This is a genomic window from Psychrobacter sp. 4Dc (genome assembly GCF_002836715.1).
Classification (GTDB): domain Bacteria; phylum Pseudomonadota; class Gammaproteobacteria; order Pseudomonadales; family Moraxellaceae; genus Psychrobacter.
Map to the genome: position 1 here is coordinate 1 of NZ_PJAT01000070.1, position 16,063 is coordinate 16,063.

The 16,063-nt window shown below is 42.6% G+C and carries 9 protein-coding genes and 1 pseudogene; 5 read left to right on the forward strand and 5 right to left on the reverse strand.

Annotated features, from left to right (window positions below):
• Window positions 1-2: 2 nt before the first annotated feature.
• The 5 genes from mutM to cysM all read right to left on the reverse strand — a co-directional run bounded on the left by mutM (window position 3) and on the right by cysM (window position 7,536).
• Entirely contained in the window at window positions 3-944 is a 942-nt protein-coding gene (gene mutM, locus CXF61_RS03990; RefSeq protein WP_165597242.1) for a bifunctional DNA-formamidopyrimidine glycosylase/DNA-(apurinic or apyrimidinic site) lyase, read from the reverse strand.
• Between the two features lie 55 nt (window positions 945-999).
• On the reverse strand, window positions 1,000-3,540 hold the full coding sequence (locus tag CXF61_RS03995; protein ID WP_102091528.1) for a RelA/SpoT family protein: 2,541 nt from the start codon (window positions 3,538-3,540) through the stop codon (window positions 1,000-1,002).
• Window positions 3,541-3,963: 423 nt separating this feature from the next.
• Window positions 3,964-5,535: a 23S rRNA (uracil(1939)-C(5))-methyltransferase RlmD gene (gene rlmD, locus CXF61_RS04000; RefSeq protein ID WP_394124427.1), complete on the reverse strand. Its 1,572-nt coding sequence runs from the start codon at window positions 5,533-5,535 to the stop codon at window positions 3,964-3,966.
• Between the two features lie 62 nt (window positions 5,536-5,597).
• On the reverse strand, window positions 5,598-6,422 hold the full coding sequence (locus tag CXF61_RS04005) for a 3'-5' exonuclease (protein WP_057758412.1): 825 nt from the start codon (window positions 6,420-6,422) through the stop codon (window positions 5,598-5,600).
• Window positions 6,423-6,564: 142 nt separating this feature from the next.
• Window positions 6,565-7,536, reverse strand: coding sequence for a cysteine synthase CysM (gene cysM / locus CXF61_RS04010; RefSeq protein ID WP_165597243.1), 972 nt, complete (start codon window positions 7,534-7,536; stop codon window positions 6,565-6,567).
• A 593-nt stretch (window positions 7,537-8,129) separates the two neighbouring features.
• Between cysM and CXF61_RS04015 the strand changes: the two genes are divergently transcribed.
• From CXF61_RS04015 to CXF61_RS04035, 5 genes and pseudogenes are all read left to right on the forward strand, one after another.
• On the forward strand, window positions 8,130-11,756 hold the full coding sequence (locus tag CXF61_RS04015) for a hybrid sensor histidine kinase/response regulator (protein WP_165597244.1): 3,627 nt from the start codon (window positions 8,130-8,132) through the stop codon (window positions 11,754-11,756).
• A gap of 223 nt (window positions 11,757-11,979) precedes the next feature.
• A complete protein-coding gene (locus CXF61_RS04020; protein ID WP_165597245.1) occupies window positions 11,980-12,792 on the forward strand; it encodes a crotonase/enoyl-CoA hydratase family protein in 813 nt (270 codons plus the stop codon).
• Window positions 12,793-13,147: 355 nt separating this feature from the next.
• A complete protein-coding gene (locus CXF61_RS04025; RefSeq protein ID WP_165597246.1) occupies window positions 13,148-14,407 on the forward strand; it encodes a multidrug effflux MFS transporter in 1,260 nt (419 codons plus the stop codon).
• A gap of 357 nt (window positions 14,408-14,764) precedes the next feature.
• Entirely contained in the window at window positions 14,765-15,634 is an 870-nt protein-coding gene (locus tag CXF61_RS04030; RefSeq protein ID WP_165597247.1) for a transporter substrate-binding domain-containing protein, read from the forward strand.
• A 12-nt stretch (window positions 15,635-15,646) separates the two neighbouring features.
• Window positions 15,647-16,063, forward strand: a pseudogene (locus tag CXF61_RS04035) (chemotaxis protein CheA); the annotation flags it as partial.

The window sequence follows — 16,063 nt, forward strand, 5'->3', positions numbered from 1 at the left end:
AGTTATTTTAACGGCTGGCAATTTGGACAATAAACACTGGCTCTACCAGTAAGCTTAATGTTTTCTAGTGTCGTGCTGCAATGTAGACAACTTTCTCCTTGTCTACCGTACACATTTAAGGTTTGCTGAAAGTAACCAATTTGACCACTTGCTACTGTGAAATCTCGTAGTGTCGAACCGCCCAGTTTTATCGCTTTCTTTAAAATTTCTTTAATATGATTCACTAAAATGACAGTTTGTTCGTATGAAAGTTGATTGGCCGGCGTAGCAGGGTGGATGCCTGATAAGTACAGGCTTTCAGTCGCATAAATATTGCCAACACCGACCACGATTTCTTGTTCCATGATGACAGATTTAATCGCTCGGGTGATGGGTTTTAGTCGCTTATTCGTTTTAGTATCATCTGACGTTAACCCATTGCTATCTTGGCTAGATAAATCTATACGCTGGATTAAACTGTACAAATAGTCTGCGGTAAAATCTTTTGAAAGCGGCTCAGGACCTAGATGATCTAGTAGTTTATTGCCGTAATCTTCGTGCCATAGTACTGAACCAAAACGTCTCGGATCGTAATAGTGTAGCTGAGATTTTTTATTATCAGTATCATTAAAAACGACGACCAGATGGTCATGTTTACGCTTATCAGTACCATAGCTGTGCTGCTGTAAGCTACCTGACATTCCTAAGTGAATGAGAAGCTGACGTGGTTCAACTTTGCTGGCTGACATTGGAGCGTTATTCTGTGCATCTACTGGCAGAAAATTAAGAATCAGATACTTTGCTCGGCGCTCGACACTCTCTAATGTGTAATTAGCTAGCTCGTCCAAGTTATCTGGCATCATCCATCGCAGCTTTGGTTGAAATACTTTAACATCAACTACCTGTTGCCCCAACAATGGAGCAAGACTGGCTTTAGTGGTTTCTACTTCAGGTAATTCAGGCATAGTATTTTTTGACAACTCTATTGTGGAATAAACAACGACTGGCTTAAGGTTTTATTTACACGACTGCACGGCGTGCGTGCAAAATACCATGTTGCTGCTCTAATTTTGCGAGCAACTTAGATAGATGTGCTAAGCCTGAGACTTCAATATGGAACTTTAAAAAAGCAATATTGTCGTCATTACTTAACGTTTGAACTTGGCGAATATTGACGTTTTCTTTATCAATTATCTGTGTCAAATCACGTAGCAAACCGCGTCTGTCATATGCTTCGACATGAATATCAACAGGCTGATAACGACCAATCTGTACTTGCCAAGCGGCTTCTATCTTGCGCTCAGGATCACGCTCGACCAGACGTAAGTACTCTGGGCAGCCTCGATTATGCACGCTAACGCCACGCGATAAAGTGATGTAGCCAGCTATCGGTTCGCCATGCACAGGATGACAACAACCTGCCAAATTGATTTCGATATTATCCAAACCATCGATATGGATTTTATACGCATCGAGCTTACCTGTATCTCTGTTATCTACATGAGGTACAAAGCTCTCTGGTGGTATCTCAGGTTCAAGGTGTAGCTGACGAGAGATATGACTGGTTAACTGATTAAGGCCAATATCACCTGTCACCAGCCCTACAATAATATCGTCGGTCGTATTGACATGAAAATGCTGAATATAGTCGTTCAGATCAATACTATTAGGATGAACAGATAGGCGCTCAAGCTCTTTACTGAGCATTTGGCGACCTATTTCAATATTCTTATCACGGTCTTGCTTATTGAACCACTGGCGCAGTTTTGAACGGGCGCGATTGGTATGAATATAACCTAACGAGGCTACCAACCAATCACGATTGGGCTCACGCGATGCCTTAGTAATAATCTCAACTTGCTCACCTGTTTTCAACTGATAGGTCAGTGGCACATAACGCTGATTGACGCGGGCTGCCTGCGCACGGTTGCCAACTTGAGTATGCACATAGTAGGCAAAATCGAGAACGGTCGCGCCTTTTGGTAGCTCAGTAATATCACCGTCACGGCTAAAGATATAAATACGTTCTAGTTCATCAAAATCAACAAGTTGTTCTTCTTCGTCAAACTCGATATCGTCTATCTCTTCGCCCGCTACCACAGCTGAGCGTGGTTGATTGCGTGTTTCATTATTGATAGATAATAATTGGCGTAGTGAGCTGATTCTTTGATTCAGATAATTGTCTTTCTTATTCTTTAGCCCTTCTTTGTAATTAACGTGTGCACACATGCCAAGCTCGGCCTCAAAATGCATCTCATGAGTACGAATCTGGACTTCGAGTGATTTGTTTTCTGCAATTACAGCAGTATGTAGCGAGCGATAACCATTGGACTTAGGGTTAGTAATATAGTCATCAAACTGCTCAGGAATGTAACGCCATAATCCGTGTACTAATCCTAAAACGTGATAACAGTCAGAAGGACTATTAACCAGAACACGTAAAGCGCGAATGTCATAAAGCTGATCGAACGATAAGCCTTTAAGCTTCATTTTTCGATAAATAGAGTAGATATGTTTGACGCGACCAGATACTTCGCCTTCAATACTGGCATCTGCTAGTGATTCATTTAATTTGTCTTGTACACGCTGAATATAGGACTCGCGTTCGCTACGTTTTTCTGACAGCAGCTTAGCAATTTCTTTGTAGCGGTCAGGCGCAAGATAACGGAAAGCTAAATCTTCGAGCTCCCATTTTAACTGTGCAATACCTAAACGATGGGCTAATGGCGCATAAATAGTCATGACTTCACGTGCGACACGCGTTTGACGCTCTGGCCTAGAAAATGTCAATTCACGCATGGCGAAAGTACGTTCAGCCAGTTTTATCAGTACCACGCGCACATCGTTAGTAACAGAGATGAGCATGCTATAAATATTTGATAGCTGATCTCGCTGATTATTGACGAAATGGTCTTCTAAGCGCTTGTTACTCTCGATAATCTCCGACAGCTTACCCATTGCAAGGGTATCTTTAACAAGCGTCAAAATATCTGGACCAAAGTTTTTTTCCACTTCAGCGAGACTAATAATTGATTTGCGCGCACTGCGATACAGCATGGCCGCGACCAATGCGTCTTCATCTTGATAAAGATAGGTCAAAATATCAGTCATACCAATACCGGTCACATAAGCACCTGAACGCTCAGATTCACTGGTATTCATATGACTGCGAATAAACTCGCAAGCTGCACTTAGGTTGGGTACTGACTCTTGTCCAATACGCTTGGCCACATTATCTAGCCAAGTAGGTACGTCGATGTTGGCGTGGTGGTCTAAGTCGACCGCCTCAAGCTCATCGTTTGATAGCGCATTGGTATCATCCAAATACTCGTCTTCAGTGTGAGGGTCATGCAAATGATAAGTGTGTGCAGCTGAGCGATCAAAAGTAGTATGTAGCTTGTGGGTTGCCAACTGGTATTTGATGTCGAGGGGAATTTGGGCATAGCTATTGGCTGACTGGTGAGAGCGTTGGCTCGCCACCAGTTGTGCCGCAAGTGTTGCACTATCGGCCTGAGTGGTCTGTCCATCCACCAGCGGTAATCCTTCACGAATTTTTACCATAGCCGACTCCTCTTAGCTATTTTGAATTGATTATAACCTCATCTACTATGCACACACTCTGAATTAACGATCCATAAAGCGTCAGCTATAAACCAATACAACTGCTAAAAATGTTATTTTTAGCAGTTATAAAATGCGCGTAAAATATATAAAGCTATGAGTGCAAATGCTTGCTATGTAGCGATTGGAAACATCATCAAAAACATAGGAAGATTGTTTACTATTATCTCATTTTAAAGTGACAAATCAAGCGAGCCTCTGTACGGCTGTGGTCAATTACGCTAAATAATGACTATTTATTAGCACAAACTTATCAAAGCTTTGAGTTATCTTAGATAATTGTAATAACGCTTAAATGTCTCTTTAATCAGGTTCAACTATTAGTTGTTATTAACTATTAATCATTTTTGAAAATTAATAACGTTAAACTGCTACTTTTTCAAAGCGAGCGATAGATTCAACATGACCCGTATGGCAGAACATATCCATCACGCCAGCATGAGTCAGACGATAGCCTTGTTCTAACAATGCTTTTGTATCACGAGCAAGGGTCGCTGGATTACAAGAGACATAAACAATGCGCTCAGCATTAAATTTTGGCAAATATTGCATAATCTCCCAAGCACCAGAGCGCGGTGGATCAATCAACAGTGCATCAAAACCTTGGTTGGCCCATGGCTTATCAGTACAGTCTTGAGTCAAATCTTGACTATAAAACTCAGTATTGTTGATACCGTTGCGACGAGCGTTGTCAGCAGCACGTTCGGTCATGGCTTCACTGCCTTCGACACCGACTACTGAGCCTGTCTCGCCAACGAGGCGCGCTAGTGGCAAGCTAAAATTGCCCAAACCACTGAATAAGTCTAGTACGCGTTCGCCTGCTTTTAAGTCCAATAAGTCACAGGCAAGCTTGGTCATCTGACGGTTCACCGATAGATTTACTTGAGTAAAGTCTGTAGGGATAAATTCAAAAGTCAGATCATACTCTGGCAATTGATAATATAAACGCCCAAATTGCTCGCTCAAATCATCAGCGTCTGTCAACGCAATACGTTGGATGCTATCAACGCCTTTCGACTGCAAATATAGCTGCCAATTACGCGCTGCAAAAAATACTTTTAGTTTGTCTATATCAGCGTCTGACAACGGTTCTAAATTACGTACGATGAGCGCAACTGGCTGATTACCATCAGGCAGCTCTGGCAGTTGCTCACCCATTGCAAGCTCAAGCTGGGCAATTTTGTCACGGCTCTCTAAAGTGCTAATAAGCGTTTTGAGGTTTTCAATCTCAAAGCCAATACGTGGATCTAAGATATGACATTCATTTAGCTCTGCCAAGAAGTTACTTGAACGCTCACGGAAGCCGACAAGCGCGGTTTCTTTTTTGACGACATAGCGTACGCCCAAACGTGCTTTGGTACGATAGCCAAGACGATCACCGACCACAGGCGGGAGCCAATTGTCAGGTTCCGCGTTGGCTTGGTGCATTAGCATTTCAGCCAGTACTGACTGCTTGAAGTTTATTTGACCATCTGGTTGCCAATGTTGCAAGTTACAACCGCCGCAAGTACCGAAATGCGGGCAGGGTGGTACAGCACGTTCAGGGTTTGGGTTGGCAGTAATGCTAATGGCATCGCCTTCTTCAAAGCTAGCACGGCTGTTAGTTATTTTTACTAAGGCGCTCTCACCGGGTAGGGCAAAGCTAACAAAGATCTTTTTGCCATGCTTGTCTTCAGCATGACCTTCAGCAACATCAAAACCATTACCATAAACAGCAACGCCGCGACCATCATGTGATAAGCCATCAATATTAAATGGAATTGGCTCTGCATCTTTTAGACGACGACGTGTCTTTGATGATGGCTTTGATTTTTTCTTACTCGGCGGAATGACAATCGTTTGGGTGTCGTTTGTTTGAGCTTCATTCGTTTGAGCGTTACTGTTTTGCGCTGCCATATCAGATGCTGTAGATGTTTTTGAATCGGTGGGTTGCATAAACCTGCCTTAATAATAAATAACTAGAAGAGGGGAATAAAAAACTACTAATAATGCGAATTCTATAATTCGGGTGCCGATGACCAGTCAGCGATAAACTCTTGATGTCGCGGACTACCGTCAGCTTGGGTATACTTTGCCAGATAGTCATAGCTCTGCTGCTGCCAAGCATCAAAATCTTGTGAAGACAACTGTCCTGTTAGACGTAACCAGCGTAAATAAATAAGCCAAGTATTCATCACATCAGACTCACAGTATATAGATAGGGTCTGCCAGTCACCGCTACTAACAAGCGCGCCAACCATGCTGCCATCCACGTCAGTTTTACCGGGTAATCCGTACAGACTTGCGACGATATCCATGGCTTCGCGGCGACTAGCACCATACTGGCTAAACCTATCCATCAAGTCTAGATGACGTGTATGAAAACGATTAACATAGTTATCAAAGCGCATGTTTTTAATACGTTCGCCTTCTTCGAACAGCCATGGTGCTGACAAATCATATTGCATGGCACGATATATCAGTACAGGTATGTCAAAGCCTGAGCCATTCCAACTAATAAGTTGCGGCAATGTCTCAATGTCGTTAAAGGCTCTAAAGAATTTGGCTAGGATTTCTTTTTCACTAAATTTATCGGCAGTCAAAGAAAATAGCGATAACTTACCATCTTTGATATACAGAGCTGAGATACAGACGATACGCTGTAGTGGCAAGCGCATAAAGTCGTGCCCTGCCTCTTGTGTACGTATCGCTGTCAGCGCGCTTAAGGCATCTGCATCGTTAAGATCGGCCAGTTGCGGATAGATACGGCGTGCTGCATCGACATCGGCGACAGTCTCGATATCAAAAACCAATATAGGGTCGGATGGTAGCGCTTGTGACATAGATAATCCTGACTATTTATGAGCTTATAGTTAATTCATTATAAAAGAATAACAGCCTTGACCTTGCTTGAAGTATTACATCTGCACTTGGTCGCTTTGTACTTCCTTTAAATTAACGATACTAAATGGTATTGCTTATGCATTAATTAATTTCTGCGCTGCTGTTATCCGTATTGCTATCGTCAACGTTATATAAACCCGTTGATAAATAACGATCGCCACGATCGCAGACAATAAAAGCAATAACAGCATTAGGATTTGCTTTTGCCACTTGGGTCGCTGCCCATGCAGCTGCGCCTGAAGATACCCCAGCAAAGATACCTTCAGTCTTCGCCAGTTTACGCATATAGACTTCGGCAATACGCTGATCGATATCCATCACTTCATCAATCAAATCTGCATCAAAAATACCTGGCATATAAGCCGCTGGCCAACGGCGAATACCAGCAATCGAAGCTTCTTCGTCAGGCTGTAGGCCGATGATTTTGACGTCTTGGTTTTGCTCTTTTAGATAGCGTGATACACCGGTAATCGTACCTGTCGTGCCCATCGAGCTAATAAAATGTGTAATTTTACCTTCGGTCTGTGCCCATAGCTCAGGGCCTGTAGTCAGGTAATGTGCTTGGCTATTGTCAGGATTATTAAACTGATCCAATACCACCCCTTTGCCATCTGCTTGCATCTGTAATGCCAAATCACGCGCAGCTTCCATGCCTTCGTCTACTTCAATCAGCGTTGCGCCATAAGCAATCATGGCATCTTTACGCTCTTGGGTAGAGTTGGTTGGCATCAGCAATGTTATTGGGTAGCCACGCATCGCAGCGACCATGGCCAATGCAATACCAGTATTGCCACTAGTGGCTTCAATCAACATATCGCCAGGTTTGATATCACCGCGCTGTTCTGCTTGATAAATCATATTAAAAGCAGGACGGTCTTTTACAGAGCCCGCTGGATTATTACCTTCAAGCTTAGCTAATACTGTGGCGCCATTGGCAATGCGCTCTTGCTCAGGCAGACGTTGAAGTTTCACCAATGGCGTTTGACCAACGCAATCAGCGAGGGTAGTAATTTGAGTAATAAAGTTAGCATTTGACATGGCCGTAGTGGACATAAAGTATCCTTTTCTATTTTTTAAATATGTTTTTAATGGCTTGTTTTTGATGGAAGCACTGTTTTTATTGTTTGATCATAATTTTAGACAGTCGCTTGGGTTATAGGTTTGCGGTGATAAGCGAGCTAAAAACGAAAGGCATTAGAGTGCGCTCTCATATGTTATGACTATGAGCGATATATTGTGGCAAATAAAAAGTGGCTTTATTATATCATTTTGTTTTCAGCTGCGCTTATCGCATCAAGGATTAATAGTCACTGTATCAGGTCAATGTCAATGTTACGTTGAGGGTTGCAAAAAATAGAACTGTTCGCTTAAAGTCATATTCTCTTTGACACAGAGTGGTTGGCACTTTAATTATAACGTTGTTCATCACATAGAATGCCTAACCAGAACTTATAGAATCCTGTTAAGATAATCTTGAGCTGTATAGTAGTTGCCTCGTCAAAATCAGTTACCTTATTAACGTTCAGTGGCTTCATTAAAAATAGCGCCTTACCCAGATGCTCTGATATGACGCGCTGCAAGTATCACGAATACTGACATAATCACAAAAATTCACGGCAAGAACCTTAGTAGAGAGTAGACCTAGCATGGCATATAAAAAACGTTTTGATACCAGTAGTGCTTATGGTCAGCTGATCATACTGGTGTTTTTGCCTATCTGTGTGTTGGCAGCAGTGGGCGGCATTTTGGTATTTCACGAAACCATGCGTGCAAGTGACTCGGAGCAAGAAGTATTGGCCGAAGCGGTACTTATTCGCTACACACCAGTCATAGCTGAACTGATTCCTGAGCTGCTAGAACAAGAGCGCCAGCAAGTAGGGAGTAGTGCTGAGAGGACCCAGCAAGCGGCGATGACGACGCTAGAGGGCATCCAAGATAAGCTTGGACGTATGCAGTCTGAGCAGCATGTACAGCGCATTGCTATTATTAATGAAGGCAATCAAATACTGGCAACAGTCGGTTATGGTCTCAATGAAGAATGGCCGCTAATCAGTGATTCCGCAAGCTTTTTATCACAACGCCCAACGCCTGTAGGCACAGCGTATGGCAGTGTATTGGGAGAGTTTGAAGGGCAGACATTGTGGTTGCTCGTTGATATGGATAATGAGCCGCTCTATATTGCACGCTACCGCATTGCGATGGCGTTAGTGATTACTGGTTTGTTTACTATCCTGATTCTACTATTGAGTCTAAATATCTATTCGAAACGTTGGATTGCCCCCATTTATGAGCTGCGTTTGCAGTTGCAGCGTACCCATGTCGATAATTTATACCAACCTGTACCCGTTGAGTCAGATGGTGAACTGAATCTATTACAGCAAGATCTAGTCAGAACGTTGCGCCGCTTACATAGAAGCTTTCAAGAGCTCAAAGACCATGCCGAGCAAACTGAGGATGATTTACGTTTGGCATTTGATGAGATGGAAATGCAAAACATCTCTATTCGAAATGCGCGTGATGCAGCGATTTCAACCAGCCAAGCCAAGTCTGCATTTTTAGCCAATATCAGTCATGAACTGCGTACACCATTGAACAGTATCGATGGCTTTATTAATTTGCTGGCACGTCATGGCGAGCTTAATCCTGAGCAGGACTTGTATGTACAGACCATACGTAAGTCATCAGCACACTTGCTCGCTTTGGTAAATGATGTCTTAGATTTTTCTAAAATTGAAGCAGGTAAACTGGTGCTAGATCGCCATGAATTTGATCTCTATGACACCATTTACGATGTGGTCGATATGCTATCTCCTGTCTCTGCGGAGAAGGGTTTACGCATGGCAGTACTGTTTTACAATGATGTGCCGATGCGTATTAATGGTGATGCGTTACGTCTTAAGCAAGTATTGACCAATATCGTTGGTAATGCCATTAAATTTACGGATAGTGGTGATGTGGTGGTGCGTGTGAGCTTAGATGACCACCGTGACAATTATCTGATGATTAGCGTGCAAGATAGCGGAAAAGGTATTTCTCTTGCAGATCAAAAAATGCTGTTCCAAAGCTTTAGCCAAGGCGATCCATCAATCACGCGTCAGTATGGTGGTACAGGGTTGGGTCTGGTCATCTCCAAACAGTTAACGCGCTTGATGGGCGGTGATATTGGGTTTCATGATAACGCTCAAGAGAATATTGCCAACCAAGGTGCGACGTTTTGGTTTCGCATGCCAGCCCATGTCGACGTGCTAGAAGCAGCCACAGGGCAGACGATCGAATTACCAGTATTAGCGCCACTGGCAAGCGAGACCGATGAATTTAATGTACTGGTTTGGATCAATCATACTGCTTCAATACAAGTGCTCAAGGCTAGCTTGCAGTATTTGCCAATTAAGCTAACTCAAGCCAACTCATTACCGGGTGTACTGGAGTCATTGAAAGAGCATGGTAATTATTGGGATTGGGTCATCGTTGATGATGACACGCAAGACGATATGATGGCGCTCCTCAAGCAAATACGTTTGCATTATCAAGGCAAGCTTGCTGTATTTGGCTACCAAGTGGCGGCCGATCAAGCACTACTGAACCGCTATCATGCCAACATACTGTATGAACCATTAGACAAAAGACAGCTGTATGCAATGCTCGATACTCAAAGCCGTAGTACGCCGCAAAGCCTGCAAGAACCACGCTGGAAAGGGGTCACTGTACTGGCAGTTGATGACCATTTGCCCAATTTACTAGTGCTTGATGCTCTATTGAGCGAGCTAGGGATTCAGGTAGTCACAGCGAGCAGTGGGTTTGATGCTATCGAGATTATCAGTAAACAACAGACCAAAAACATCAAAACTACCAAGAGCGATAAGCAAAGCCTATCGAATAAAACGCAACTCTCTAAAGCAGAAACACGTGATGAGATAAATAAGAAAACAAATAGCGCGTTCTATCATGAAGACACGATCGCTGACGATAAAGCAGCTACGCAAGACAAAGACAATATTGATTTGATATTTATGGATATTCAAATGCCGCGTATGTCAGGTCATGAGGCAGCTAAGCAGATTCGAAATATCGAAAATGCGGATAGTCGTATCCCTATTATCGCTCTGACCGCGCATGGGTTGGCAGATGAACGTGACAAACTTATAGCCAGCGGTATCAATGACTATGTCGGCAAACCGATTAGTCAACCTCAGTTATTACAGGTGCTACAGAAATGGCTTGGTCGCAAGAGTACCACACCACAATTGACCGCATTGCCCGATACAGATTTGCAGAGCTTTGGCTTACAGCACCCTGATTTGCAGGATGATAATTTACAAGATGCTAATGTACAAGGTGCTAACGTAAAGGGTACCGACCCAACAGGGGCTGAGTTAACTCCTATTGACTCGCTGCGTGGTTACTCAATTAACGATAATGATTTATCAAATGATTTACGCTCTAACAATGTAAATGGGCAAGAGACTCAAGCCAGCTCAGGTATGTCTTCAGATGACTCAACCGCTACTTATCCAATAATAAGAGGAGACGGGGTAGATCGTAACAGCACTTCTGTCAGTAGCGAGCCAAAAATTACCCGTCCACTATCCCTGAAAAAAATCCGTGATGACTATCTGCGCGATAGCCAGCCTCGTGAAGGCTATAGACGAGATACTGCGCGTGATATTCAGCCGCGCTATGAAAGCTTACGTCTACAAAAAGGTCAATCGCCACTACTACAATCAACAACAAAATCTATCGACAACTCTCCAGATAGAAGCATTCAAGACAGTAGTTCTCAAGATGGGACAGCTAACGCTAACTCAGCTTTACACGAGCAAATCAATAATGACCTTAGTAACAACAATATAAGCAAAAGTGATACTTCAAACATTTTGGATTGGCAAGATGCGCTCACTCGTTCAGCGAACAAACCTGAATTGGCGGCCAAGCTGATTATCATGATGATCGATACTATCAATGATGAAAAACAAGCGCTTATTCAGGCATGGGAAGCGCATGACCGCAATATGTTGGCACAAATTGCCCATCGTATATTGGGTGGGAGTCGATATACAGGTGTACCACAACTGCGTCAGGCTAGCCAAGATTTGGAAGATAAGTGCCTGCTGAATGTACAGCATACAACACCTGTGCAATTTGCAATGATTGAGCCATATTATGAGGCATTATTAACGGCGCTAGACAACCTGCAAAAGGTAGATTTATCTTCTTATCCGCAGCTTAATTATCATCGCTTGAGCGAAAATGATATGACGTGGAAAATGATATAAGTTGAGGGTAAGGCAAAACAGACAAAATCATTCAGGTTCAGAGATCGATAAGTAACCTCGTTAAATTTGCTAGTCGCTATCAACTAAACACTCTATATCTGCTGTATATGAAACTGACTATAGTATCGTGGCAGTCAGTTATTACTACGGTACAACAAAGACAAGCCTGCTAATATTGTGAATATCAGCACCATATTTGTTTTATTCATTAATAAGGATTGTTATGAACGCGATTGCAAGTTACCAGTATGAGACCTTACAAGTTAGTATTACAGACAACATACTGACGGTTACCTTAAATCGTCCACATAAAAAAAATGCCATGAGTTTTCAGGTAATCAATGAGCTGATTAAGCTGGCAGGTCGCATTAGCAAGGACAGAACCATACGCGCAGTCATTCTAAATGGGGCAGAGGGAACTTTTTGTGCAGGGATTGACTTAGGAGACTTAAATCATCCAAAAAACACAGTATTTGCGCTTTGGGAATTGATTAAACCATGGCAAAGTGCGTTCCAACGAGTATGTTTGGTATGGCGTGATCTGCCAGTACCCGTCATAGCAGTATTGGAAGGGTATTGTATCGGCGCTGGGTTACAGTTGGCATTGGCTTGTGACATACGTGTCAGTCACCCTGACTGTCAACTATCTATTATGGAAGCTAAATGGGGGTTAGTGCCAGACATGGGACTGACCCAGTCAGCATTTGGGGTCCTACGAGAAGATACTCTAAAAGAGCTCGCCATGAGCGCCCGTATCATCGATGCTAATGAAGGCAAGGAGTTAGGCTTGATTAGCCACTGTAGTGAAGCACCTCTTGAACAGGCACAAAAACTTGCTGCCGAGTTTGCAGAGCGCTCTCCTGATGCGGTGCTAGCAAGCAAACGCGTGATAAATGCGATGTATGATCAACCTGCTAAGACTTTATATAAAGAAAAAGCATGGCAGCTTAAAATGATGCTTGGTCGCAACCGTAAGCTTGCCCTCAGAAAAGCAAAGCAGGCCAGTACCTTATTTGGCAAACGCCAATTCCGCTAAATTTTTGCTATCAGTAAATTTTCTAGTGTTATTTTCGTTTGATTCATTCTGATAAAAGAAATTGCTACCTAAGAAAACCAGACATATTTTGATAAATTATTTTGACGATTTTTAATTGTTAGCGGTTGTTTCGCCATTATCTTATAGCCATTGAAATGCAAGCAGATAGCACGATATAGCATTGTCTGCTTGCACCGATGTGGGTAAAGATGCACTATTGTTGTTAAAGGTATCTATTTTGATTACTGGATAAGCCAGTAAAATGACGAAAGCCTACCTAACAACACGTGCAAGCAATTAAACGTCGAAAAATAAAATATCAAAAATAATAGCCACTATATAAAACGGTCTAAATATGTCTGCTTCAAAACCCTCCCTTCCAAACAAACCTATCGCTTCTGAGCGAGTGCGCTCTGCTGATTTGCCTGTTGCATGGATTATGATGCTTGGGCTGATGGTTGCGGTGGGCCCATTATCGATTGATATGTATCTGCCAGCGCTACCATCGATGGCCGATGATTTCGGTGTTTCAACGGCCTTTATGGCCAACTCTGTCCCTGCATATTTTTTGGGCTTGGTATTTGGGCAGCTATTTTACGGACCTTTCAGTGACCGTGTTGGCCGCGTCAAACCTTTATATGTAGGTATGACGCTGTATGTTATCGCTTCTATCCTTTGTGCGACCACTGATAATGAGTACGTACTGTTTGCAGGCCGGACTTTACAAGCATTGGGCGCGTGCGTCGGTGCAGTAGTTACTCGTGCCGCAATTCGAGATCGCCTCACTGCCAAACAAACGGCAAAAGCTTTTTCCATCATGATTTTAGTGATGGGCTTAGCACCAATATTGGCACCATCGCTTGGCGCGCTATTCTTACAGTTTTTTGATTGGCACTCTATATTTTGGTTCTTAGCCGCATTTGGTGCTCTCAACTTGCTGCTTACCAAGTTTTTCTTTTTTGAAACTTTGACCGAAGAAAATCGCAACGTACGCCCTGCAAGAGAAGTGCTCAGTCAATATTGGGATTTGTTAAAAGACCCGACTTTTAACTATCCAGCAATTGGTGGTGGATTGTTAATGGGTGCAATGTTTGTCTATATCAGCTCGGCCTCTGAGCTAATTATGGATACCTATGGCGTCTCAGCGACGCATTTTGGTTGGTTATTTGGAATGAATGCGGCGGGTTTTGTAGGTTTGACTCAGCTGAACCAATGGCTTACCAATCGCTTTCGAATACTAAGTATTTTGCGATTTGGGGCGATAATGCAGGTTATCTCTGCGGGTGTGCTATTCGTGACTGGTTTGCTTTTAGGTACGGATGCTTGGTTGCCACTGGTACTAGCTTGTATTTTCTTTTGTATCGCAGGACTGGGTCTGACCCAGCCTAATGCTTCTGCAATTGCGCTCGCTTTTCAGAAACGCCGTGCTGGTATGGCAAGTGCACTACAAGGCTCGTTGATGTTTTCAGTCGGCATCTTCGGCGGTTTATTATTGAATCTGTTTCCAGTCAACCCAGTCCTCAAGGTCGGTATTGCCCTGTTCTCATTAATGAGTCTCGGTTCTTTCCTGATTTGGAAGATAGATCGTAATCTAAATTTGGACGACGCAGAGTAAAGGCATTTCTATTTTAAGTTAGCTGTATTTTAAAAAGCACTCATGCGTTCACAGCGTATGAGTGCTTTTTTGTGCGCTCTATTTATTTTTATTCAGAGCTAAATTAAATTTTATAGGCGTTTTATATGATGGAATTTATTGATTATAAACGAGTATATATTATTTACGATTATATGCGGGCTTTGCTATATATGGCTTGCCTTAAATAATGACCAAACATAATTATTGCAATCGTGAAGTTAGGCAAGTACTATCTAGCGTAACTTTCTGTAAGTTAATATGTATAGACATTGCTTAACCTTGCTAGATTGTCAATTAATTAAAATGTAAAACAACGTTAGGTTTCAAGGATAGATTATGAAGCAGTTATATCGAGCGTTACCGATTTTATTGAGTGTGGGCCTATTTGGCTGTGGTAATTCTGCTACTCAAGAAAATGCAAGCGCCCCAGTAAAGGAAAACACAGATAGCTTTGTGAGTAAGCTACCTGATACAGCGCCAACATTGAAAGTTGCCATGACTGGTGATTTGCCGCCTTTTTCATTCCAGGATGACTATGGCAATATGCAGGGCACTGATGTTGATTCAATTCGTGCTATTGGTGAAGAACAAGGTTTTAAAGTCGAGTTTTACAAGGAAACTTGGCAAGACATGTTCGATAGCGTCGAAACAGGAAAGCGTGATCTAGCGATTTCTGGTATTTCTTACAAAGACGATCGGGCAGTGAGATATGGTCTATCAACACCATACTTTTTCAACCCAGCTACTATCATGTATTTGGAAGGTAAGTTCGATATAAAAGGCTTAAACGATATAAAAGGTCTAAGAGCAGGTACGTTAGAAGGCTCTAAAGAAGAAGACACGCTAAAAGAGATGGGCAGTTCAGTTGAGCTAATTTCAAGACCTACAGCATTTTTGGCGTATCAGGATTTGGTTCAAGGTAATACGGATGTCTTCTTGTACGATATGCCAGTCTTACAATATATCGTCAAAGGCTATCCTGAGCATAAAGTGAAAATTGTACCCTATGAAGCTGCAGATGCACCTTCAGCCCAGCAAGTGGTGCTCATGGCAAAAGAAAATACTCAGCTTATCAAAACGGTTAATGAAGGTATTGCCAAACTAAAAGAAAAAGGGACATTTAAAGAAATTGAGGCGCGCTGGTTGGGTGAAGCTGACCCTGCTGAAAAGAGCGAATCTGACACCAATACTAAGCAATTGAACTAAGGAATTCTGAAGATGGCAACCGTACCTAATGTTGACAATAAGCGCTATCAAGGTCTGATTATTTCAATTGCACTATTTTTATCTCTAATCGGTGCTTTGCTAGCGTTCACGTTTTATACCTCAAACTTATTAGAAAGAAACACCGCTTTAATTGACCAAACTAACCAAGTTGCAAACAGTGCACAGGCAGTAATTAAAGATCTTTTCGATTTAGACAGTAGTTATGGTGAGGATACTAACTCTCCACACATACAACGAGTGCTAAGCCGTTTAGAACAAAATACTGCGCTAATCACTAGCTCGATTGCTGCTATTGAGCAAGGCAGTACAATCACAGATGCAGAAGGTAATAGCTATGACTTGCCAAAAATTGATAGTCAAGCACAAACCAATATTGCTGCGGCCAATGAGCAATGGAAAGCGCTAGAG